This window comes from Amycolatopsis sp. N2S4-7 (assembly GCF_058119595.1).
In genome coordinates this window covers 2,635,506-2,657,260 of record NZ_CP172299.1, presented here as the reverse complement: position 1 = coordinate 2,657,260, position 21,755 = coordinate 2,635,506, and the positions used below count along the sequence as shown (strand labels likewise).

General features: G+C 72.6%; 17 protein-coding genes. 11 read left to right on the top strand and 6 right to left on the bottom strand.

From position 1 onward, the window contains the following. Nucleotides 1-272 precede the first annotated feature (272 nt). Nucleotides 273-3,407, bottom strand: coding sequence for an MGH1-like glycoside hydrolase domain-containing protein (locus ACH54P_RS12245; protein WP_489912493.1), 3,135 nt, complete (start codon nt 3,405-3,407; stop codon nt 273-275). Between the two features lie 233 nt (nt 3,408-3,640). Continuing rightward, on the bottom strand, nt 3,641-4,549 hold the full coding sequence (locus tag ACH54P_RS12240; RefSeq protein ID WP_489912492.1) for a LysR family transcriptional regulator: 909 nt from the start codon (nt 4,547-4,549) through the stop codon (nt 3,641-3,643). A 116-nt stretch (nt 4,550-4,665) separates the two neighbouring features. Between ACH54P_RS12240 and ACH54P_RS12235 the strand changes: the two genes are divergently transcribed. Genes ACH54P_RS12235 through ACH54P_RS12225 form a run of 3 tightly spaced genes read left to right on the top strand, consistent with a single transcriptional unit; the run spans nt 4,666 to nt 9,448 of the window. Further along, entirely contained in the window at nt 4,666-5,760 is a 1,095-nt protein-coding gene (locus tag ACH54P_RS12235) for a tartrate dehydrogenase (RefSeq protein ID WP_489912491.1), read from the top strand. Further along, on the top strand, nt 5,757-7,397 hold the full coding sequence (locus ACH54P_RS12230; RefSeq protein ID WP_489912490.1) for a hydantoinase B/oxoprolinase family protein: 1,641 nt from the start codon (nt 5,757-5,759) through the stop codon (nt 7,395-7,397). Before ACH54P_RS12235 ends, ACH54P_RS12230 begins: the two co-directional genes overlap by 4 nt. Continuing rightward, the gene (locus tag ACH54P_RS12225) at nt 7,394-9,448 is read left to right on the top strand and encodes a hydantoinase/oxoprolinase family protein (RefSeq protein WP_489912489.1); all 2,055 of its coding nucleotides are present in this window, start codon (nt 7,394-7,396) and stop codon (nt 9,446-9,448) included. The genes ACH54P_RS12230 and ACH54P_RS12225 overlap by 4 nt, the downstream gene beginning before the upstream one ends. Nucleotides 9,449-9,455: 7 nt before the next feature. Here ACH54P_RS12225 and ACH54P_RS12220 read toward each other — a convergent pair whose 3' ends face one another. Beyond that, nucleotides 9,456-10,184 carry a GntR family transcriptional regulator gene (locus ACH54P_RS12220; RefSeq protein WP_489912488.1) on the bottom strand — a complete coding sequence of 243 codons (729 nt, stop codon included), beginning with the start codon at nt 10,182-10,184 and terminating at the stop codon, nt 9,456-9,458. Nucleotides 10,185-10,260: 76 nt separating this feature from the next. On the opposite strand from ACH54P_RS12220, the gene ACH54P_RS12215 reads away from it, so the two are divergent. Genes ACH54P_RS12215 through ACH54P_RS12180 form a run of 8 tightly spaced genes read left to right on the top strand, consistent with a single transcriptional unit; the run spans nt 10,261 to nt 17,851 of the window. Further along, nucleotides 10,261-11,535, top strand: a complete 1,275-nt coding sequence (locus ACH54P_RS12215; protein WP_489912487.1) for an MFS transporter — start codon at nt 10,261-10,263, stop codon at nt 11,533-11,535. Continuing rightward, nucleotides 11,532-12,485: a phosphoglycerate dehydrogenase gene (locus ACH54P_RS12210; protein WP_489912486.1), complete on the top strand. Its 954-nt coding sequence runs from the start codon at nt 11,532-11,534 to the stop codon at nt 12,483-12,485. The genes ACH54P_RS12215 and ACH54P_RS12210 overlap by 4 nt, the downstream gene beginning before the upstream one ends. Before the next feature lie 5 nt (nt 12,486-12,490). Continuing rightward, nucleotides 12,491-13,873 (top strand): acyclic terpene utilization AtuA family protein, encoded by a 1,383-nt coding sequence (locus tag ACH54P_RS12205; RefSeq protein ID WP_489912485.1) that lies wholly within the window; start codon nt 12,491-12,493, stop codon nt 13,871-13,873. Beyond that, nucleotides 13,866-14,213, top strand: coding sequence for a DUF4387 domain-containing protein (locus ACH54P_RS12200; RefSeq protein ID WP_489912484.1), 348 nt, complete (start codon nt 13,866-13,868; stop codon nt 14,211-14,213). Before ACH54P_RS12205 ends, ACH54P_RS12200 begins: the two co-directional genes overlap by 8 nt. After that, nucleotides 14,200-15,567, top strand: coding sequence for an MmgE/PrpD family protein (locus ACH54P_RS12195; protein ID WP_489912483.1), 1,368 nt, complete (start codon nt 14,200-14,202; stop codon nt 15,565-15,567). The genes ACH54P_RS12200 and ACH54P_RS12195 overlap by 14 nt, the downstream gene beginning before the upstream one ends. A 33-nt stretch (nt 15,568-15,600) precedes the next feature. Beyond that, complete coding sequence (locus tag ACH54P_RS12190) at nt 15,601-16,407, top strand: alpha/beta hydrolase (RefSeq protein WP_489912482.1); 807 nt, start codon at nt 15,601-15,603, stop codon at nt 16,405-16,407. A 26-nt stretch (nt 16,408-16,433) separates the two neighbouring features. Beyond that, nucleotides 16,434-17,468, top strand: coding sequence for an alpha/beta hydrolase family protein (locus ACH54P_RS12185; RefSeq protein WP_489912481.1), 1,035 nt, complete (start codon nt 16,434-16,436; stop codon nt 17,466-17,468). After that, the gene (locus ACH54P_RS12180) at nt 17,381-17,851 is read left to right on the top strand and encodes a hypothetical protein (protein WP_489917161.1); all 471 of its coding nucleotides are present in this window, start codon (nt 17,381-17,383) and stop codon (nt 17,849-17,851) included. Before ACH54P_RS12185 ends, ACH54P_RS12180 begins: the two co-directional genes overlap by 88 nt. 32 nt (nt 17,852-17,883) lie before the next feature. Here the strand turns inward: ACH54P_RS12180 and ACH54P_RS12175 are convergent, their stop codons facing one another. From ACH54P_RS12175 to ACH54P_RS12165, 3 genes are read right to left on the bottom strand one after another with little or no spacing between them, the layout of a single operon-like run. Continuing rightward, nucleotides 17,884-20,073 (bottom strand): xanthine dehydrogenase family protein molybdopterin-binding subunit, encoded by a 2,190-nt coding sequence (locus ACH54P_RS12175; RefSeq protein WP_489912480.1) that lies wholly within the window; start codon nt 20,071-20,073, stop codon nt 17,884-17,886. Next, nucleotides 20,070-21,047 carry an FAD binding domain-containing protein gene (locus tag ACH54P_RS12170; RefSeq protein WP_489912479.1) on the bottom strand — a complete coding sequence of 326 codons (978 nt, stop codon included), beginning with the start codon at nt 21,045-21,047 and terminating at the stop codon, nt 20,070-20,072. Before ACH54P_RS12170 ends, ACH54P_RS12175 begins: the two co-directional genes overlap by 4 nt. Continuing rightward, nucleotides 21,047-21,676, bottom strand: a complete 630-nt coding sequence (locus ACH54P_RS12165; RefSeq protein ID WP_489912478.1) for a (2Fe-2S)-binding protein — start codon at nt 21,674-21,676, stop codon at nt 21,047-21,049. Before ACH54P_RS12165 ends, ACH54P_RS12170 begins: the two co-directional genes overlap by 1 nt. Between the last annotated feature and the right edge of the window lie 79 nt (nt 21,677-21,755).

Sequence of the window (21,755 nt, the reverse complement as noted above, 5' to 3'; positions counted from 1 at the left end):
TCGTGTCGAGGGAAGGGACGGCCCCACCGGGCCTGGTAGCCGGCTGCTTCGACCAGGCGGATCGCGACCGTGTTCGCGTGACGAGGGAAGCGAACGCCTCGGCGCTGGTGTGCTCGTCCACGACTGAGCAGAAGGCTTAGCCGTGGTGCTTGAGCGGAAGGCGAGGAACGGCAGCCGGGATTCCGACCACACGGCCCACCGGTAGTAGGCGGGTTGGTCGACGGGTGCAGCCATCTCGCCGACGGCGTCGGTCGGCATGCGGTGCACCTCGATCATTTCCTCGATGGTGAGGAAGTGGCGGAAATCGAGCGGGCCGTCGAGCCGGTCGGGGTCGTGTTGGCCGGCTGAGGTGCGGAGCAGTGCGCGCAGATCGCCGGGGAGGGTGAGACCGGTTTCGGGACTTGACCGGCGACCTCGGCCGCGGTGAGCACCCGGTTCCACACCACCACCTCGTCGACACTGCCGGGCCAGAAGTCGCTGTGGTTCCCTCCGGAGACGGCGCGGCCGAGGGCCAGCGGGCCCGGTGCGGCGTCGCCGGCCGGCTGGTTCCACGTCTTGGCCTGCGCCACGCCGTCGACGTAGAGGACGTAGGTGCCCGCGTCGGCGTCGTGGACGCCGACCAGCTGGTACCAGCGCCCCGGTTGCGGGGCGAGGTCCGACAGGGCCCGGCCGGCGCTGGTCGAGAAGGCCAGGCGGTCGTCGGCCGCCGAGTACTGGAGGTAGAAGCCGCTGCTCGGGTTGCCGTCCTGGCTGACCGCGGTGGCCCACGAACCCGTGCGGTCCAGCCGGACCCGGGCGCTGACCGAGTAGTTCCCGGCGGTGTCCAGGACGGGCCCGTTCGTTTCCGCGTACTGGCTCGAGCCGTCGAGCTGCAGGGCGGTACCGGTGACGCCGGGGACCCACCCGGGTGAGCCGGTCAGGGTGGCGTCGTGGGCGCCCGCGCTGTCGTGGGCGACGGTGCCGCCGCCCTCGTCGAGGCTCCACGCGCCGACCGGGTCCGGCCGGCCGGCGGGGTGGGCGATCTGGAGGCTTTGGCGCTGGTGCGTGGTTTCCGTGCCGGTGGGGCCGCGGTAGGACGCGGTCGCGGTCAGCGCCGCGGCACTGCCCGGCTCGGCGCCCGCCGGTGCCGTCAGGGTGTAGTTCCACGTCCGGGACTGCCCGGGCGGGATCGTGGCCGCGGGCTGTCCGGCGGGGGTGGCCGACCAGCCGTCCGGCACGGCGAGGCTCACGCGTGGGGACAGGAGCGGGCTCCGCGTCGTGTTCCGCACGGTGACGGTCAGCGGCGTGCTCGGGCCGGCCGTGACGACGCCGTTGGCGTTGGCGGGCCCGACGGCGATCCGGGCGTCCGGGCTCGAGGGCGTCCACGACTGGAACTCGGTGACGCCGACGAACGCGCCCGGCGGGTTGGTGAACACGAGCCGGACCTTGCTGGTGGTCAGGGTGGGGAAGGTGATGCGGTTGACGCCGTTGCCGGCCGGGCTCGCCTGCTCGCGGACCTGACCGGGGACCTCCTGCCAGGCCGAGCCGGTCCAGTACTGCAGGCGGTAGGCCGCGGCGGGTCTGACTCCGCCGCCGTCGTCGTAGCCGTGCCAGCGGATGTCGCCGACCGGGGTCGGGGCGCCGAAGTCGACGCCGTAGAAGTCGCTCGAGTTCGGCGAGGCGTAGTTGGTCCACCGGGTGTTCTCGGGAACTTCGCTGTACCAGACCTTGCCGTCGAGGGCGTTCCACGGGTTGTCGTAGGTCCAGGTGTAGGACGTGATCGGCCGGGGATAGCCGGTGCGCAGCGGGTTGGCGGCGTCGTTGACGAGGTCGCCGGGCCGGGGGAGCACGGTGCGGCCGACGTCGACGACGGTGTTCCGCAGCGTCGCGGAACTCTGGGCGAGCCGTCCGTCGACGTAGAGCCGCATCCCGGCGCCCTGCCCGTAGTGCCTGCCGTCACGGTCCCACAGCACGGTGACGTCGTGCCCGTGGTACGGCACGTTTTCGGCGGCGAAGTGGTCCCATGTGGACGGTGTGAGCGGCCGGATCTCCAGGCTGTCGCCGGTTTGCGGGCGCAGGCCGATCAGCCCGGACAGGACGAGGTCGGTGTAGGTCGAGTGGTTGTAGTCCTCGCTGTGGTTGCGGCCGTCGTAGAGCCACCCGTCCCGGTCCGGGTCGTGCGCCTCGGCGACGTAGGGTTTCCCGTCCTTGGTCTGGGTCCGGGCGTAGGTGGCCAGCGCCGCGGCGTAGTCGTCCCGGGAGATCGAACCCTGCGCGGGGTAGTCGTCCAGCAGGTTCGCGAGACCGGTGAGGGTCTGGGAGGTGGCGAAGGGCCAGCTCGGCCCGTCCCAGCGGCAGCAGCTGCCGGCGTCCTTCATGAAGAACGGGCTGCGGCGCTCGGTCGTGGTCGGGCCGTAGGCGCTCGCGAATCCGCCGGGGTCGCGCAGCTGGGACCAGGCGGTGGCGTTCCCCGGCTCCGCGGCGCCGAACATCCACGGGAGGTACCCGATCTGCTCCCGGCTGCCGGACAGCCGGTGCCCCGGGTTGCCGTCGCGGGCCATGGCGTAGTAGAAGCCGCGTTGCGGGTCCCACAGCCAGTTCTGCACCGCGGCCTTGAGGTGGGCGGCGCGCTGGGCGTACTCGGTGGCGAGCCGGTGGTCGCCGACGGACTCCGCGATGCGGCTGATCGCGACGGCGTCGCCGTACTGGTAGGAGTTGAGCGTCGGGCGGTAGCCGGCGCCGCCGTGGTAGGGCTCGGCCGATTCGTAGGACGAGGCGGAGAACTCCATGGCGTCCCAGACCGGCACCGACCAGTAGAGCCCGAGCTCCGCGTTGAACTGCTTGTCCCAGCCGCGGTACTGGCGCACGAGCGCCGGCAGCAGCTCGCGCAGCGGCGCGAAGTCGCCGGTCACCTGCGCCTGGCCGTAGGCCGAGGTGGCCAGCCACACGCTGTACTCGTGCGCCCAGTCGGTGGTGTCGGCGTTGACGTCGTCGGTGGCCGGTTTGGGGCCCGAACCGGGGCCGGTGAGCCAGAACCGGAGGTAGTCCTGACCGTAGCCCGGGTCGCGGAGCCAGCGCCCTTCGGTGAGCTGGTGCCCGGTGGCCGCGTTGATCGCCTGGTAGGGCGCGGCGTAGCCGCAGCAGTCGAGGAACTCCGTCGAGATCCAGCCGTCGGCCGGGTCGGTGTAGCGCAGGTGTTCCTTGAACACGCGCCACCGGTAGTAGTAGACGCTCTGCATCGTGGCGTCGGGCAGGTCCACGAACGGGATGTTCGCCTCGTACCACGCGGGGTCCGCGTAACCGGCGAGGGCGGCGGCGTGGTCGAGGAAGTGCGTCCGCGTCGTCGGCGCCGGGGCGCTCCCGGCCGCGTCGGCCACGCCGAGGAGCGCCGCTTGCGCGGTGAGGCCGAGCAACGCGACGCCTGCCACTCCCCGTGACCAGGCTCTTCTCCAGGACAGTCGCCCGCGCATCGGTCCTCCGCACAGTTTTACAACGTTGTAAAAACTCAGGTTCCACCATTGTCACTCAGGATCGCGCAAAAGGGAACACCGGTCCGCGGGTCGCTCGAAGCCGGTGTTCCCGCAGCCGTCGACTTGAGTCCTCCGGCGGCGGGGACTCCTCGGCTGCGCGTCCGAGTTCTCGCCGAGGGCCGGGCAGCGACTTAGGGGGAACCGGCGATGCGGTCCGGCAGCCGGGCGGCCAGGTACCTGATCAGCTCGCTGATCCGGCGGGGGACGTGGACGTCGTCGGACCGGAGGGCGTAGATGTCGGCGGGTGGCGTCGGCAAGTCGGGCAGGACGCGCACCAGTGCGCCGCTCGCGAGGTGGGCCCGGATCTGCCACTCCGAGCGCATGATCACGCCGTGCCCCTGCAGCGCCCAGTCGGTCACGACGTCGCCGTCGTTGCTCGACAGACGGCCGCGCACGCGCACCTGACGCGGGTTGCGGGCGTCTCCGAAGCGCCACAGGGCGAAGTCGCCCTCGCTCTCGCGGAGCTCGATGCAGTCGTGGCCGGCCAGGTCCTCGATCCGCTCCGGCATCCCTCGTCGCTCCACATAGGACGGCGCGGCGCACGGCACCCGGCGGTTCTTCGCCAGCCGGCGCATCCGCAGCGAGGAGTCCGGCGGGGTGCCGACGTGGACGGCCATGTCGAACTCGCGCCGGTGCGGACGCAGGGGGAGCGCGGACGTGCGGAGCCGGATGTCCACCAGCGGGTGCCGGGCGCCGAACTCGCCGAGCAGCGGGGCGACGTGCGCGCGGCCGAGGCCGAGGGTGGCCTGGACGACGATGGATCCCCGCAGGTCCCCGGAGCGGTGGGTGACGAGGTCCTCGAGTTCGTGGACCTGGTCGAGGATCGGTTCCAGCCGCGCGGCGAACAGTTCGCCCTCGGAGGTCAGCACGAGCCGGCGCGTGCCGCGGTGCACCAGGCGGACTTCGAGCCGGCGTTCCAGCGCGCTGAGGCGCTTGCTGACGACCGGGAGCGAGCACTGCAGCTCGCGCGCGGCGGCCGTCAGCGTCTCGCTGGAGGCGACCACGTGGAAGAAGCGGAGGTCGTCGATCGAGGTGGTCATCGCGGATCGGCCCTTTCCATGAGCGAAAGGATAGGTTGCCGCAGGCGCTCTTGTCGTGGCGTGCAAGGCCGATCAGGGTGAAGGCGCGTGCCCACCGGATCGACAGGAGCGTCCCCGTGCCCCAGCGTCACCGCATCGCGGTCATCCCCGGCGACGGCATCGGCCGCGAGGTCGTCCCGGAGGGACTCAGGTGCCTGCGAGCCGCGGCCGAGGTCTACGGGTTCGAGCTCGAGACCGTCCACTACGGATTCGCCTGTGCCGAGTACTGGGTGCGGCACGGCGAGATGCTGCCGCCGGACTGGCCGGACGTCCTCGGTGGCTTCGACGCGCTCTTCTTCGGCGCGGTCGGGTGGCCCGAGGTGGTGCCCGACCACGTTTCGCTGTGGGGCAGCCTGCTGCAGCTGCGGCGGGGCTTCGACCAGTACGTCAACCTGCGGCCGGTCCGGCTGCTGCGCGGGGTGCGCAGCCCGCTGCGCGACCACGAGCCGGGTGACATCGACTTCCTCGTCGTCCGCGAGAACACCGAGGGCGAGTACTCGAGCATCGGCGGCCGGATCTTCGACGGCACCGACCGCGAAACGGTGCTGCAGGAGACCGTGATGACCCGGACCGGGGTGGACCGGGTCCTGCGCTACGCCTTCGAGCTCGCCGCCGCCCGGCCCCGCAGGCACCTGACGTGGGCGACCAAGAGCAACGGCATCGCCATCTCCATGCCGTACTGGGACGAGCGCGCCGCGGCGATGGCGGCGCAGTACCCGGGCGTCGTCGCGGACAAGGACCACATCGACATCCTCGCGGCCAAGTTCGTCCTGCGGCCCGGGCAGTACGACGTCGTCGTCGCCAGCAACCTCTTCGGCGACATCCTCTCCGACCTCGGGCCGGCCTGCGCGGGGACGATCGGGATCGCCCCGAGCGCCAACATCAACCCGGACCGGACCTGGCCGAGCCTGTTCGAACCGGTCCACGGCTCGGCCCCCGACATCGCCGGGCGCGGGATCGCCAACCCCGTCGGGCAGATCTGGAGCGGCGCCATGATGCTCGAGCACCTGGGGGAGACCGCCGCGGCCGCGGCGGTCCTGGCCGCGATCGAAAGCGTGCTCGCCGGGCACCCGGACGTGCTCACCCCCGACCTCGGCGGCTCCGGCACGACCGAGGGACTGGGCACGGCGATCGCCGCCGAGATCGCGCGCCGGACGGCGGTGGCGTCATGACGCCCGCGTTCGACCCGGTCGGCCTGGAGGTCCGGTGGGACCGGCTCGCGTCCGCGACCGACGAGGCCGCGTCGACCATGCTGCGCACGGCCTTCTCGACCATCATCCGCGAATCCAACGACTACACCGTCGTCCTGATGGACCGCCGGGGACGCACGATGGCGGAGTCACGGGCCGGCATCCCCGGCTTCGCGGCGCTGATGAGCTCGCTGACCGGGCTGGTCCTGGAGCGGTTCCGGGCGGAGGACTGGCAGGACGGCGACGCCGTGATCACCAACGACCCGTGGATCGCCACCGGGCACCTGCCGGACATCGCCATGATCACCCCGGTCTTCCACCGGGGCGCGCTCGTCGCCTTCGCCGGGACTGCCGCGCACTCTCCCGACATCGGCGGGACCCCGACGCTGGGCGCCACCGACCTGATGTCCGAGGGCGTCCTCATCCCGCCGCTGCGGCTGTACCGGGCCGGCCGGGTCGAACGGGGGGTCAAGGATCTCCTGCTGGCCAACGTCCGCCTCCCCGAACCGTTGTGGGGTGATCTGGAGGCGCAGGCCGCGGCGCACGCGGTGTGCCGGCGGCGCGCGCAGGAGTTCCTCGACGACTTCGGCGAGCCGGATTTCGAGGGCTTCGCCGCCGAGGTGCACGCGCTGGCCGAGGCCGCGATGCGGACGGCCGTGCGCGAGCTGCCGGACGGCGTGTACCGGGCGAGCGTCGACGCCGACGGGGTCGAGGGACACCCGACCCACATCGCGTGCGCGGTCACGGTGCGCGGTGACCGGATCGGGATCGACTACGGCGGAACCTCGGCGCAGGTGCCGTTCCCGACCAACTCCACCCTGAACTACACGCGCGCCTACTCGATGTACCCGCTGAAGATCCTGCTCGACCCGGCCACGCGGACGAACTGGGGGTCCTACCGGGCGATCAGCGTGACGGCTCCCGAGGGCACGATCGTCAATCCCGCGTTCCCCGCGCCCGTCGTCGCCCGGCACCTGACCGGGCACCTGCTGTCGTGCGCGATCTACCGGGCGCTCGCGCCGGTGCTGCCCGGCCGGGTCATCGCCGACAGCGGGGGAGCGCCCGCGCTCCGGGTCCGCTTCACCGGCGTCGACGACGCCGGCCGGCCCTTCGCCCAGATGCTCTTCGCCAACGCCGGAATGGGTGCGTCCCAGGAGAAGGACGGCCTGTCGGCGACCGCCTTCCCCACCAATTCCGGCAGCGGCAGCATCGAGGCCTTCGAGGTCGCGTCCCCGCTCCGGGTCGTGCGCAAGCAGCTCCGGCCGGGCTCCGGCGGCCGGGGACGGCGCCGCGGCGGGTTGGGACAGGTGGTCGAAGTGCGCAACCCGACCCGCCACCCCGTCCAGCTGGTGGTGCTCGGCGACCGCGAACGGCATCCGGCTCTCGGGCTCGCCGGAGGAGAGCCGGGGGCCACGGCCCAGGTGGTGCTGGACGGCGGTGGCCGCGTGCCGCTGAAGTCGATCTCGCACCTGGCCCCCGGCGCCTCCGTCGTCATTTCGTTCCCCGGCGGTGGCGGCTTCGGCGCGCCGGAGGACCGGGAGCCCGAGCTGGTGCTGGCCGACGAGCTCGGCGGCTACGTCGAGCGCGCCGCGGCGCCCGGAGAGGAGCTTTCCCGATGAGCCGCACCGTCCGGATCGGGGTGGACGTCGGCGGCACGTTCACCGACCTGCTGCTGCACGACCCGGTGCGCGGCCTGACCTGGCCGGGCAAGCTGCCCACCACGCCCCACGCCCCCCACGAGGCCATCACCGCGGGCATCGCGCGCCTGCTGGCGGAGACCGCCACCCCGGCCCGTGACGTCGCCGGGGTCGTGCACGGCACGACGCTGGTGACCAACACGCTGCTGGAGCGCACCGGCGCGGTGGTGGGGCTGCTCACCACGGAGGGGTTCCGCGACACCCTGGAGATGGCGCGGGAGATCAGGTTCGACACGACCGACCTGCTGGCCCGCCCGGCCCGCCCGCTGGTTCCCCGGCACCTCTGCCGCGGGGTGCGGGGCCGCCTCGCCGCCGACGGCACCGAACTGGAGCCGCTGGCCGAGGACGACGTGCTGGCACAGGCGAGCGACCTCCTCGAGCAGGGCGTCGAGGCCGTGGCGGTGGCCCTGCTGCACGCCCACCGCGACGACCGGCACGAACGGCGGGTCCGGCAGCTGCTCGCGCGGGCCCACCCCCGGCTGCCGGTCACCCTCTCCAGCGCGGTCGCTCCCGTCATCGGCGAGTACGAGCGAGCGAGCACGGCGTGCCTCAACGCCTACGTGCAGCCGTCGATGACGCGCTACCTCGACAGCCTGCGCGACGATCTGCTCGCCATGGGCGTCGACGCGCCACTGCGCATCATGCTCTCCGGGGGCGGGGTCACGACCTTGGCCGACGCCAAGGAGTTCCCCTTCCGGCTGCTCGAATCCGGCCCGGCCGCGGGAACGATCGCCGCGGCCGCCGTGGCGCGCCGACTGGGCGAACCGGACGTCCTCTCGTTCGACATGGGGGGCACCACGGCGAAGATCGCCATCGTGAGCGGAGGCGCACCCCGGCGCCGGCACGACTTCGAGGCGGGCCGCGTCGACAAGTTCAAGCCGGGCTCGGGGCTGCCGGTCCGGCTGACGGTCGTCGACATGATCGAGATCGGGTCCGGCGGCGGCTCGATCGCCGCCCCGGACTCGCTGGGGTTGCTCAAGGTCGGCCCGCGCAGCGCCGGGTCCGTGCCGGGGCCCGTCGCCTACGGCCGGGGCGGCGAGCGGCCGACCGTCACGGACGCGGATCTCGTGCTCGGCCACCTCGATCCGGCCGCCTTCCTCGGCGGGGAGATGCCGCTGCGGACGGCCGAGGCCCGCCAGGCGCTCGACCGGGAGGTGGCCGAGCCGCTCGGCCTCGACCCGGCCGCCGCCGCCTCGGGCATCGTCGAGGTGGTCACGGCGAGCATGGCGTCCGCGGCCCGGATGCACCTGTCCGAACACGGCCGGGACCCGGCCGGCTTCGCGCTCGTGGCGTTCGGCGGCGCGGGCCCGGTGCACGCCTACGGCCTGGCGAAGCAGCTGAAGATCACCCGGATCGTCGTGCCGATGCGCGCCGGCGTCATGTCCGCCTACGGGTTCCTGGTCGCCCCGGCCACCGTGGACCAGGCGCGCAGCCTGCCTTCGGCGCTGACCGAGGTCGACTGGCAGCGCGTCACCGCCCTCTACGCCGAGATGGCCGCCCACGCCACCGTGGTCCTGGCCCCGGCCGCCACAGACGAGGTGCGGCTGCGGCGCTCGGCCGACCTGCGTTACGTGGGCCAGGGCTCCGCGATCGAAGTCGAACTCCCCGACGCGGCGGACGCCGACCTGCTCCGAAGTGCCTTCGAGGAGACGTACCGCGCGACGTTCGGGCGTTCCCTCGACGGCCCCGCGGAGGTCGTCAACTGGCGGCTTTCGGCCCACCTGCCCGGCTACGACATCCCGGTGGGGTGCGAGCCCGTCGACGGCGATCCGCGCCGCGGGGTCCGCGACATCCGGTTCCCCGGCCACGGCCGGCTCGCGGCCACGGTGTGGGACCGCTACCGGTTGCGACCCGGAACGGAGCTCACGGGGCCGGCGGTGTTCGAAGAACGCGAGTCCTCGTGCGCGTTCGGCCCGGAGTGCCGGATTCGCGTCGACCACGATCTGACGCTCCTCGTCGACGTCGGGCCGTGACGAGCCCTCAAGCCGGGGCGACGGCGGCCGGCGCGGCGAGCAGGTCTCCCAGCCCGCCACGGGCGTCTTCGATGACGAGCGCCTCGGCCACCGCCGAGTCGCCGACCCGCAACGCCCGGACGAGCGCGCGGTGGCTGCCGTAGCGATCGAGGCCGAACCGGTCGTTCTCGGCGATGCGTTCGATCAGGCGGGCTCGGCGCTCCGGCCAGGAGAACACCCGCGTCTGGCCGAGCAGGCGCACGAGAACCGGGTTGTGGGCGCACGACTCGACGACCTCGTTGAAGCGCTGCATGGCGTCGAGCAGCCGGTCCAGGTGCCGGGCCACGTCCTGCCCCGCCTGCTGCCGTTGCTTGATGACGATGAGCAGGTCGTCGGCTTCGTCGAGCACGGCGTCGAGGTGATCCAGCTGGGCCGCGGTCGCGTGCCGCGCGGCGAAGCGGGCCACCATCCCGCGCAGGGCCACCTCCACCTCGGCGAGGTCCTGGATCGCGGCGTCCCCGACCGCGGCGACCTGGACGGTCCGCGGTCCGGTCCGTTCGAGGAGACCGTCCTGCTCGAGGCGCCGGATGGCTTCCCGCACCGGCGTGGGGCTCACCGACAGCCGCTCGGCGAGCCCGCGCTCGGTGACCTTCTGCCCCGGCCGCAGCTCGCCGGTGGTGACCGCGTCGCGGATGGCGCGGTACGCGCGGTCGGCCAGCGTGTCGGCCGTCAGGCCCTTCAACGTCTCACTTGCCATGGCGTCACTCTATCTGCCATGGCAACGTCATAAGAAACACTTGACGTTCTTGCTATAGCAAAAGTAGCTTGGCGGCATGACGACGACGTCGAGCACACAGCGCGCGCGAACGGGCCGGATCACGATCTTCGTGGCCCTGGCGGTCTTCGCGCAGGAATCGACGTGGAACCTCTACGACTCGCAGGTTCCGCCGCTGCTCCGCGAACACCTCGGCAGCGCCGCGCTGATCGGTCTCCTGATGGGGATGGACAACGTGCTCGGCATCTTCATCCAGCCGTGGATGGGCAACCGGTCGGACCGCACGCGCACCTCGTGGGGCCGGCGCATGCCCTACCTCCTCGTCGGAATGCCCTTGGCCGCGCTGCTGTTCCTCGTCATCCCGCACGTCGCGGCTTCGTTGCCGCTGCTGATCCTGGTCATGTTCGGCTACGCGCTCGTCGCGAACTCGTTCAAGCCGATCGCCGAGTCCCTGCTCCCGGACTTCGTCCCGCCCGAGCGGCGGAGCCGCGCGAACGCCGTTGTCAAGATCGCGGCCAGCCTCACGGTGATGGTCGCGGCCCTGATCAGCATCTTCCTGATCGACACGCACCCGAAGCTGTCGTTCGCGATCCCCGCGATCCTGATGGTGGTGTCCTTGGCCGTGCTGGCCGCGAACGTGCGCGACAGCCGGTCGCCGGCCTACCGGACCGCCGTCGACGAGGAACGCGAGCAGCCCGGCACGGCCGCACCCGCCGCGCGGGTACGGGACACCGTGCTCGACATCGTGCGCGACTCCGACCGCAGCCGGCTGCTGCTCATCGCGTCCATCCTGCTGTTCGGTGGCGCGTGGGCCGCCTCGCGGGCGCTCATCACGCCGTACGGCATGGAAGTGCTGGGCATGTCCCGCGGCGGAGCCGGCGGGCTCACCCTGCCCAGCGGCGTGGCCTTCATCGTGGCCGCCTACCCGGTGGCGAGGCTCGCCGAACGCTTCGGCCGGCTGCGGGTGATGACCGTCGGGATGACGGTGTTCGCGGCGGGCATGGTGCTCGGCACCGTGGTGCGGACACCCACCGGTGCCGTCATCGGTCTCTGCGTGGCGTCCGCGGGAGCCTCCGCGTTCCTGGTCAACGCGGTCGTCGTGCTGTGGAACCTCGCCCCGTCCGACCGGGTGGTCGGGACCTACACCGGGCTCTACACCGTCGGCTGGGTGAGCGGCGGCTTTCTCGGCCCGGCCGTGGTCGGCGGGCTGGTCGACCTCACGGGCTGGTCCCTCCTGCTGCTCCACGTCGCGATCGTCGCGCTGCTCGCCGTGCTGGCGGTCGCGCGCGTGAGTGCCCTGCAGCGCCGGTCGGCCGCGGGGCGTGCGCTGTGAACGAACGCGTGCTGATCACCACGGACTACCTGCGTCCCGGCGACGACGTCGACCTGTTCTTGAGGAGTTCCGGCCTGGAAACCGTGCACCTGCCCATGGCGGGCCGTCGCGGTCCCGGCGAACTCGCGGCCGCTCTCCGCGGGATCGACGCGGCACTGGTGGCCAACGAGGCACTGACGGCGGATGTCCTCGCCCGGGCGCCCCAGTTGCGCGTCATCGTGCGAACCGGCGTGGGCTACGACTCGATCGACATCGCCGCCGCGGGCCGGCTCGGGATCTCCGTGAGCAACCTGCCCGGGGTCAACGCCAACGCCGTGGCCGAGTACACCGTCGGCCTGCTGCTCGCGGGCGCCCGGCGGCTCGTGCAGTCCGCGCGCGGCGTGGCCGCAGGGAACTGGCCGCGTGCGGACGGCCACGAACTGCGCGGCTCGACGCTCGGGCTCATCGGCTACGGGGCGGCAGCGCGCGCCGTGGTGCCGTTGGCCCGCGCGTTCGGCATGAACGTGGTCTGTACGACGAACGTCCCGGCGGAACTGCGGGATCCCGGGGTCCGGTTCACCGGGCTGCCCGAGCTGCTGTCCACTTCGGACTACGTCTCCGTGCACACCGCGCTCACCGGACGGACCCGGGGACTGCTGGACGCGGTGGCGTTCAAGCGGATGAAGCCGACGGCGCTGCTGGTCAACACGGCCCGGGGCGCCATCGTCGACGAAGCCGCGCTGGCCGCGGCCGTGCGGTCCGGCGAAATCGCGGGCGCGGCGCTCGACGTCGTGGCCGAGGAACCGCTTCCGTCCGACAGCCCGTTGCGCGGCCTGGACGGGGTCGTCGTCTATTCCCACCTGGCCGGGCAGACGGCCGAAGCCCGCCGGGCCGCGGGCCTGCGCGGCGCGGAGGAACTGGTCGCCGCCCTCGCGGGACGCGCGCAGTTCGTGGTGAACGAAGAGAAATGAGGAACATGGACACCGAACCGGTGCAGTCCGTCCGGATCCTGTCGCCGAGCGGCATGCTCGGCGCCGGGTGGGACCACGCGACGATCGAGCGCGGCATCGCCCTGGGCGCCGACGTCATCAGCATCGACGCCGGCTCCACCGACTCCGGCCCCTCCTACCTCGGGTCCTCGATGCCCAAGACGACGGCCAAGGCGGTGGCTCGTGACCTGCGCAGCCTGCTGACGGCCGCGGCCGGCGCGGGCATCCCGGTGATCGTGGGCTCCTGCGGCACGAGCGGGACCGACCGGGGCGTCGACTGGGTCGCCGGGATCGCCGCCGACGTGCTGGCCGAGGAAGGCCTGGACCTGAAGGTGGCGCGGATCTACAGCGAGCAGAACGCACCCGAGCTGAAGGAGTACCTCGACACCGGCCGGATCCACCCGCTGCCCCCGCTGGGGGAGCTGCGGGCCGAGACGCTGGAGAGCTGCACGCACATCGTCGGCGCGATGGGGCACGAACCGATCGTCGAGGCCCTGCGCGCCGGTGCCCAGGTCGTGCTCGCCGGCCGCGCCACCGACACCGCGGTGGCGGCCGCCTACCCGCTCATGCGGGGCATGCCCGCCGGGCCCACGTGGCACGCCGCCAAGATCGTCGAATGCGGCGGTCAGTGCACGGACAACCCGCGCGCGGGCGGGGTCCTCGCCACCATCGACGCGCACGGCTTCACCATCGAGCCGCTCGACCCCGCGGTGGCGTGCACGCCGATCTCGGTGGCCGCGCACATGCTGTACGAGACCGCGGACCCGTTCGAGATGCGGGAGCCGGCCGGCACCCTCGACGTCCGGGACGCGCGGTACACCGCCGTCGACGACCGGATCGTCCGCGTCGAGGGGTCGCGGTTCCACGTCGCCGACCAGTACACGATCAAGCTGGAAGGCGCCCGCGTCACCGGCTACGAAACCGTGTCGTTCTCGGCGGTCCGGGACCCGCTCATCCTCGCCGACATCGACGCCTGGGCGCAGCTGATGCGCACGATGATCACGCAGCGGGTGGGGCAGACGCTGGAACTGGCGGACGACGAGTACGCCTTCGACCTCCGCCTGTACGGCCACAACGCCGTGCTGGACGACCTCGAGCCCGAAAGCGGGCCGCCGCGCGAGGTCGGCGTGATGCTGCTCGTCAACGCACCCGACCAGGCGACGGCCACGGCGGTCGCCAAGGTCGCCAACCCGCTGATGCTGCACCTGCCGACACCGGGGATGAGCTACCTGCCCAGTCTCGCGTTCCCGTTCTCACCCGCCGAGGTCGAGCGCGGCGCCGCGTACGAGTTCGTGCTGAACCACGTCGTGGACTGCGCCGGCCCCACCGACCTGTTCCGGACCGAGCTGGGGGAGAAGACCCGTGCCTGAACCGACTCTGGCGGATCTCGCGTACGAGGTCCGGTCCAAGAACGCGGGCCCGTTCTGGGTGACGATGGAGCTGTTCCTGCGCGACGCCGAGGGCTACCGGATCGCCGCGGACGAGTCCTTTTTGAACGCTCGCGTGCTCTCGGAGCTCTACGGCGTCGAGGAAAGCAGCGTCCGGGTGTTCCGGATCCCGTCGCTCAACGTCGTGAAGATCTCCTTCCCCCGCCCGGTCAGCCAGGGATCGCTGCGCGACCGCGACATCCACGCGGGCCAGCACCACATCCCCCTCGCCCGCATGCCGGTCCCGCGACCCGAAGCCGGGGCCGGCCGTGGCGATCGCTGACGACCTCGGCTCGTGGGCGGCGGGCCTGCGCTTCGAGGACCTCGGCGAGCACGCCGTCCACACCGTCCGGCAACGCCTGGTCGACACGCTCGGCTGCGGGCTGGGCGCGTTCCACGCCGAGCCGGGCCGGGCGGCACGCCGGCTCGCCCGCTCCCTTCCCCCGGGGCCGTCGAGGGTGTTGGGGACGAGGGAGTCCGCCACGGCGGACGTCGCCGCGTTCGTCAACGGGACCATGGTGCGGTACCTGGACTTCAACGACGGCTACCTCGGCTTGGAGCCCGGGCACCCCAGCGACAACATCCCGGCGTGCCTGGCGGTGGCCGAGGCCGAAGGGCGCTCGGGCCGCGAGCTGGTCACCGCGGTCGCGCTCGCCTACGAGGTCCAGGTCCGGTTGCAGGACGCCGCGAACCTCTACCGCCGCGGGTGGGATCACGTGAACTACGTGCTCGTGTCCGCCGCTCTCGCCGCGGGCAAGCTCATGGGGCTCGACGCCCGGCAGCTGACCCAAGCGGTGAACATCGCCCTGAACGGGCACCTCGCGATGCGTCAGGTCCGCGCCGGGGAACTGTCGTCGTGGAAGGGATCGTCGGCACCCAACGCCGCCAGGAACGGCGTGTTCTCCGCCTGGCTGGCCCGGGAAGGGTTCACCGGACCCGCGCCGATCTTCGAGGGCGAGATGGGGTTCATGCGGCAGGTGAGTGGCTCCTTCGTCCTGGAGCCACGCACGTTCCCGCGCACCCCCGGCGAGTCCTACGCCGTGTCCCGGACGCTGACCAAGCTCTTGCCGACCAACGGCGAGATGCAGACGGCGGTGTGGGCGGCGCTCGCCTTGCGCGAGAAGATCGCCGACCTCGGCGAAGTCGACCGCATCATCGTCGACACCACGCACATCGGCTGGACGATCCTGGGCAAGGACCCGGAAAAGTGGCGCCCCGCCACGCGCGAAACCGCCGACCACAGCCTCCCGTACACCGTGTCCCGCGTGCTCGTCGACGGGGAGCTGACGGGTTCCTCCTACGACCCGGCCGCGCTCGCCGACCCCGTGGTCGGAGCGCTGATGGCCCGGGTCGAAGTCCGGGAGGACCCGGCCCTCACGGCGATGCTGCCCACGCGCATCCCCAACCGGGTCACCGTCCGCCTCCGCTCGGGGGACGAGCTCGTCCGGGAGGTCCACGACGCGCCGGGCGGACACCGGACGCCGATGACCGACGAGCAGTTCGAGAACAAGTTCACGACCCTGGTGGAACCGCTGACGTCCGCCCGGCGGTGCCGCCGGATGCTCGACGAGATCTGGGACGTCGACCGCGCCCCGGCCGTCGCTGCCCTGATGGAGACGCTGGTCGTCGGCACCTAGCCCGTCATTCACCCGACCTGTGAAGGAAAGCCCGTGATCCGTGTGGAAGACCTGCCGGCAGCCCACCCCGGCCGCCGGCTGCTCACCAAGCGCACCCCGTTCTTCGCCGCACCGGACGAGCCGCGCTGCAGCTACTGCGCCTACATCCCCACGAGCTGGACGCCGGACGCCGAACTGCCCGTCCTGGTGGCCGTGCACGGGACCGGCCGCAGCGTCGGGGAGCTGCGCGAGGGGCTCATCCCCTTCGCCGAACAGCACGACGTCATCGTCGTGACCCCGTTGTTCCCGGTCGGCATCGACGATCCCGACGACGTGCACGGCTACAAGCTCGTCGACGCCCACGGGATCCGGTTCGACCGGGTGCTGCTCGGCATCCTGGAGCAGGTCCGGTACCGGTGGAACGCGCGGGTCGACACCGTGTTGCTGTGCGGGCACTCCGGCGGTGGCCAGTTCGCCCACCGCTTCCTGTACCTCCACCCGGACCGGGTCGCCGCCGTCGCGGTCGGCGCACCCGGCGGCGTGACCCTGCTCGACGACGCGCTCGCCTGGCCGGAAGGCATCGGCGACACGCGGCAGCGGTTCGGGATCACCGTGGATCCCGGCGCGGTCGCCCGGGTGCCGGTGCTGCTCGTCATCGGCGGTGACGACGACGGGCGGGCCGACCTGGCCGCCATGGGCGACCACGGACACAGCCGGCCGGAGCAGCTCGACCGGCTGGCCGGAAGCCTGACCCGGCACGGCGCCGCGATCCGGCAGGTGGTGGTCCCCGGAGTGGGGCACAGCGCGGCGGGGACACGACCGCCGGTTGTCGAATTCTTCACCGGCTTGCTGCGCGGATGAGCCGGACATCCACGAAAGGCAGTTCCTTGACCGAAACCCCCGGCCTCCGTCGACGTCGTCGAGCGGTGCTCGGCGCGGCGCTCACCACTGCCCTGCTGGGCACGCTCGGGACCGCGGCCCCCGGCCACGCGAGCACGACGCGGCCACCGGCGACCGCCTGCCCGCCCGGCCTGGCGGGGAAGGCCACCTGCTACACCGGCCAGGACACCGACGGCGCCTACTACACGATCGCCGTGCCGAAGCGCTGGAACCGTGCGCTCGTGGTCCACGCCCACGGTGGACCCGCCGCGTCCTACGACCCCGCCACCACCACGGAAGACCTGGCGCAGTGGGCGGTGCTGGTCGACGAGGGGTACGCCTGGACCGCCTCCTCGTACCGGCGCGGCGGTTACGGGGTCAGGATGGCCGCCGCCGACACGGAGAACGTGCGGCGCTCGTTCGTCGAGTGGTTCGGCCGGCCGGAGCGCACCTACGTCCACGGCCAGTCCTTCGGTGGCAACGTCGCCGCCAAGGTCGCCGAGACCTACGGCCGGGAGCGCGGCGCCTACGACGGGGTGCTGCTGACGAGCGGCCTGCTGGCCGGCGGGTCCCGTGGCTACGACCACCGCGTGGATCTGCGGGTGGTCTACCAGTACTACTGCCGCAACCTCCCCCGTCCGGCGGAGCCGCAGTACCCGCTGTGGCAAGGGCTTCCGGCGAATTCCACGCTGACCCCGGACGAAGTGTCCGCCCGCCTCCAGGAGTGCACCGGCATCGCCTCCGCCCCGGCCGCCCGGACACCCCGGCAGCAGCGGAACCTGGCCGACATCACCGCCGTCACGACCATCCCGGAACGCTCGCTGCCGACGCACCTGCAGTACGCGACGTTCCTGTTCCACGACATCGTGGGGAACCGGCTCGGCGGCCGCAACCCGTTCGGCAACCAGGGCGTGCGGTACACGGGCTCCCACGACGACCGGCCCTCAACGCGGGGGTGGCCCGGTTCTCGGCCGACCCCACCGCCCTTCGTGACCTTTCCTACGACAGCGACCTCACCGGCCGGGTCCCCCTCCCGGTCCTGACCCTGCACGCGATCGACGACCCGTCGGTGTTCGTGGAACACGAGGCCGCGTACCGCGCCACGCTCAGCGGCACCGACCTCGTCCAGACCTTCACCCGCGAATCCGAACACGACGAGTTGAGCGTCGCCGAGTACGCGACCTCCCTCGCCGCCCTCGACCGCTGGGTGCGCACCGGGCGGAAGCCGACCCCGCGCTCGATCGCGGATTCCTGCCGGGCGTACGACAGCACCTATGGCGGCGGGTGCTTCTACGACCCCGGATACCGGCCCTCCCCGTACGCCACCCGGATCCGGCCCCGGCCGGGCGCTGTCTCCTGGCCGGCCATGACCGCGGCGCAGGAGCGCGCGTGGAGCCGGATCGACGGCGTGGGAATCGCTCCCTGACGGGACGGCCGGCCGTTCCCGCCGCGCGCTGCTCAGGTGATGAGCTTGTCGAGGGTGATCGGCAGGTCCCGGATCCGGATGCCGGTGGCGTTGAAGACGGCGTTGCCGACCGCCGCGGCGCTGCCCACCGCGGCTAGCTCGCCGAGGCCGCGGGCTCCCGTGGCGCTGAAGGCGGGGTCCGGGTGGCCGATCCAGCTGACGTCGATCGCGGGGACGTCGGCGTTGACGGCCACGAGGTAGTCGGCGAGGTTCGCGGCGGCGAGGCGTCCGGTGTTCTCCTCCACCGGGTTGGTTTCGAGCAGCGCGGCGCCGATGCCGAAGACGACGCCACCGGCCAGCTGGCTGCGGGTCGTCCGGGCGCTGATCACCTGCCCGACGTCGACGACGGTGGTGAAGCGGCTGACCCGTGGTTCGCCGGTGAACCGGTTGACGCGCACCTCGCAGAAGTGCGCGCCGAAACCGTGCGCCACCAGGTTTGCGGGGGCCGGGCCCGACGCGCCCTGCGTGGTGAACTCGATACCCGGCAGGTCGGCCAGGTCGATGAGCTCGGCGAAGGAGACCGACCGGCCGTTGCCCTCGACGGAGCCCCGCCGATAGGTCAGCGACGCGGGGTCGAGCCCGTGGAACGGGGATCGCTCGGTCCGGACGGCGAGCGTGACGAGCTCCCCGATCAGGGACCGGGCGGCCGCCTGGATCATGGGGGCGACGGAGCCGGCGGCCCGCGAGCCGACGGCGGCCTGGCCCGCGGGCAGCGCGGAGTCGCCGAGCTGGACGACGACGCGGTCCAGCGGGATGCCGAGCGCGTCGGAGGCGACGATCGAGGCCATCGTGTACGTCCCGGTGCCGAGGTCGGGGGTCGCGGTGGCGACGACGGCGGTGCCGTTGTCGCGCAGCGTCACGCGTACGGGTACGTCGGACCGGCCGGCGGGGTAGATCGCGGTGGCCATCCCGGTCCCGACGAGCCACTCGCCGTCGATCCGGGAGCGGGGAACGGGGTTGCGGCGCGCCCAGCCGAACCGCTCGGCGCCGCGGCGGTAGCACTCGTCGAGCCGTTTGCTCGTCCACCCCTGGCCGGTGCCGGGGACGGTGGTCGCGTAGTTGCGCAGCCGGAGTTCGACGGGGTCCATCCCGAGCGCGACGGCCAGTTCGTCCATGGCCGTTTCCAGCGCGAACATCCCCGGTGCCTCGTTGGGGGCCCGCATCGCCCAGGTCGCCGGGGTGTCCATGGGAACCAGCCGTTCGTCGATCGCGAGGTTCGGCGTCCGGTACAGCACGGCCGTGGTTTCCGAGGCAGGTCTTTCGGTCCAGCCGCCGGCGGCCGGCATCTCGGCGTGGCACTGGTGGCTGACCGCGTTGAGCACCCCGTCTCGTGACGCGCCGAGCCGGACCCGTTGCTCGAGGGCAGGCCGGTGCCCGGTCAGGACGAAGACCTGCTCCCGCGTCAGGGTGAGCTTGACCGGGCGGCCGAGCGCGCGGGCGGCCGCGGCGGCGAGCATCCCGTCGCTCCAGGTCGGGACCCGGCTGCCGAAGCCGCCGCCGACGAAGGGGCTGATCACGCGGATGGTGCCCACGTTCACCCCGAGGCGTTCGGCGAGGGCGGCCGCGTAGTTCGCCGGCCCCTGGCATCCGCTGTAGACGGTCAGGTGGCCGTTCTGCCAGACCGCGGTCGTGCTGTGGGGCTCCATGGCGATGTGGCTCTGCGGCTGCTGGGTGACGGTGACGTCCACCGTGACCGCGCTCGCGCGGAGCGCGTCGTCGATCGAGGACACGCCGGGAGCGAGCACGGGGGCCGGGGGAGCGGCCCCGCCGGCCGGCGCTCCCGGCATCCCGGCGGCGAGGGAGGTCCGGGCCGCGGCGACGTCGTACTCGGTGGAGACGAGCGCGGCCGCGTCCCGGGCCTGCTCGACGGTCTCGGCCACGACCAGCCCGATGACCTGCCCCCGGAAGCGGACGTCGCGGTCCTGCAGTGGTGCGTAGGTTTCGCCACGGGACGCGGCGTAGAGCCGCAACGGGGTGAAGGGCGTGTAGACGGCGAGCACGCCGGGAGCGCGGCGCGCCGCGTCGACGTTCATCGACCGGATGCTGCCGCGCGCCACCGTGCTCAGCACGACGTGGGCGTGCGCGAGCCGGTCCACCCGGTGGTCCGCGGCGTAGCGGGCACCGCCGGTCACCTTGAGCCTGCCGTCGACGCGGGCGACGTCGGCACCGAGGGGCGTGGTCATCGGGCCTCACCCAGCCCGGTGAGTGCGCGCACCAGCGTGCGGCGCAGCAACGCGGGTTTGAACGCGTTGTGCCTCAGCGGGCGCGCACCGTCCGCCGCTCGCGCGGCGGCGGCCTCGTAGGTCCCGGCCGTCGCGCGCTGTCCGATCAGCGCCTGCTCCACGGCGGTGAGCCGCCACGGCCTGCTGCCGACGCCACCGGCGGCGACGCGCGCGTCGAGGATCACGCCGCGTCCGATGTGGAGCGCGATCGCGGCCGAGGTGAGGGCGAACTCGTAGGACTGCCGGTCGCGCACCTTGAGGTACGCCGAGCGGGTGGCCCACGGCAGGTGCGGCACGGTCAGCCCGGTGACCAGCTCACCCGCGCGCAACTGGTTCTCCACGTGCGGGGTCCGGCCGGGCAACCGGTAGAACCCGGCGAGCGGGAGGGTGCGCGGACCGGTGCGTCCCGCGAGGTGCACCTGGGCCTCCAACGCCACCAGTGCCACGGCCACATCGCTGGCGTGGGTGGCGACGCACGCGTCGCTGGTGCCGAAGACGGCGTGCATCCGGTTGTGCCCGGCGACCGCGGCGCAGCCGCTGCCCGGCGTGCGCTTGTTGCAGGGTGTCGACACGTCCCGGAAGTAGCCGCACCGCGTCCGCTGCAGGAGGTTGCCGCCCATGCTGGCCATGTTGCGCAGCTGGGCCGACGCGCTGAGCTCCAGCGCCTGGCTGATCACGGGGTAGCGCGACCGGACCTCCTCGTGCCGGGCGACGTCGCTCATCCGCTCCAGCGCCCCGATGTGCAGCCCGTTCCGGTCGGCGGTGATGCCGCGCAGGGGCAGGCGGTTGATGTCGACAACCCGCGACGGCGTCAGCACCTCCAGCTTCATCAGGTCCACCAGCGTGGTGCCACCTGCGACGTACGCGCTGCCGTCGCGGGCGTCGCGCAGTGCCCCGTCCAACGAACCCGGTCTGGTGAAGTCGTACGCGCGCATCAGGGCATCACCTCGCGGGCGTCCTTGACCGCGTCGACGATGAACGGGTAAGCGCTGCAACGGCAGATGTTGCCGGACATGTTCTCCCTGATTTCCTCATCGGACCCGGCGCGCCCCTCCTGGACGAGCGCGACGGCGGACATGATCTGGCCGGAGGTGCAGAAGCCGCACTGGAAGCCGTCGTGGTCGATGAACGCCTGCTGCATCGGATGCAGCTTTTCGCCGTCGGCCAGCCCCTCGATCGTGGTGACCTCGGCGCCGTCGGCGGATGCGGCCAGCGTCAGGCAGGACAGCACCCGACGGCCGTCGACGTGGACGGTGCAAGCGCCGCACTGCCCCCGGTCGCATCCCTTTTTGGTCCCGGTCAACCGAAGGCGTTCGCGCAGGGTGTCCAGCAGCGTCGCCCGCGGATCGGTTTCCAGCCGGGTGCGTTCCCCGTTCACCCGCAGGCCGACGGTCACGAGGTTCTCACCGGGTGTCGCCGCCGGTGCCGAGGGCTGGGCCACCGCCGGCCCGGCGACGGCTATGGCGGCTCCGGCGGCCGCGCCGCCCGCGTTGCCGATGAACTGACGACGGGACAGCGCCCGCCGCGGCTCCGGGTTTTCCCGGCGTCGCGAGAATCGAGGCATCGGATCACTCCTGGAGGTCGGCGGAACTGCCCGGAAACGCGGGGTGCAGGCCCTGCGGGACGTGGTCCCCATGGTGGCG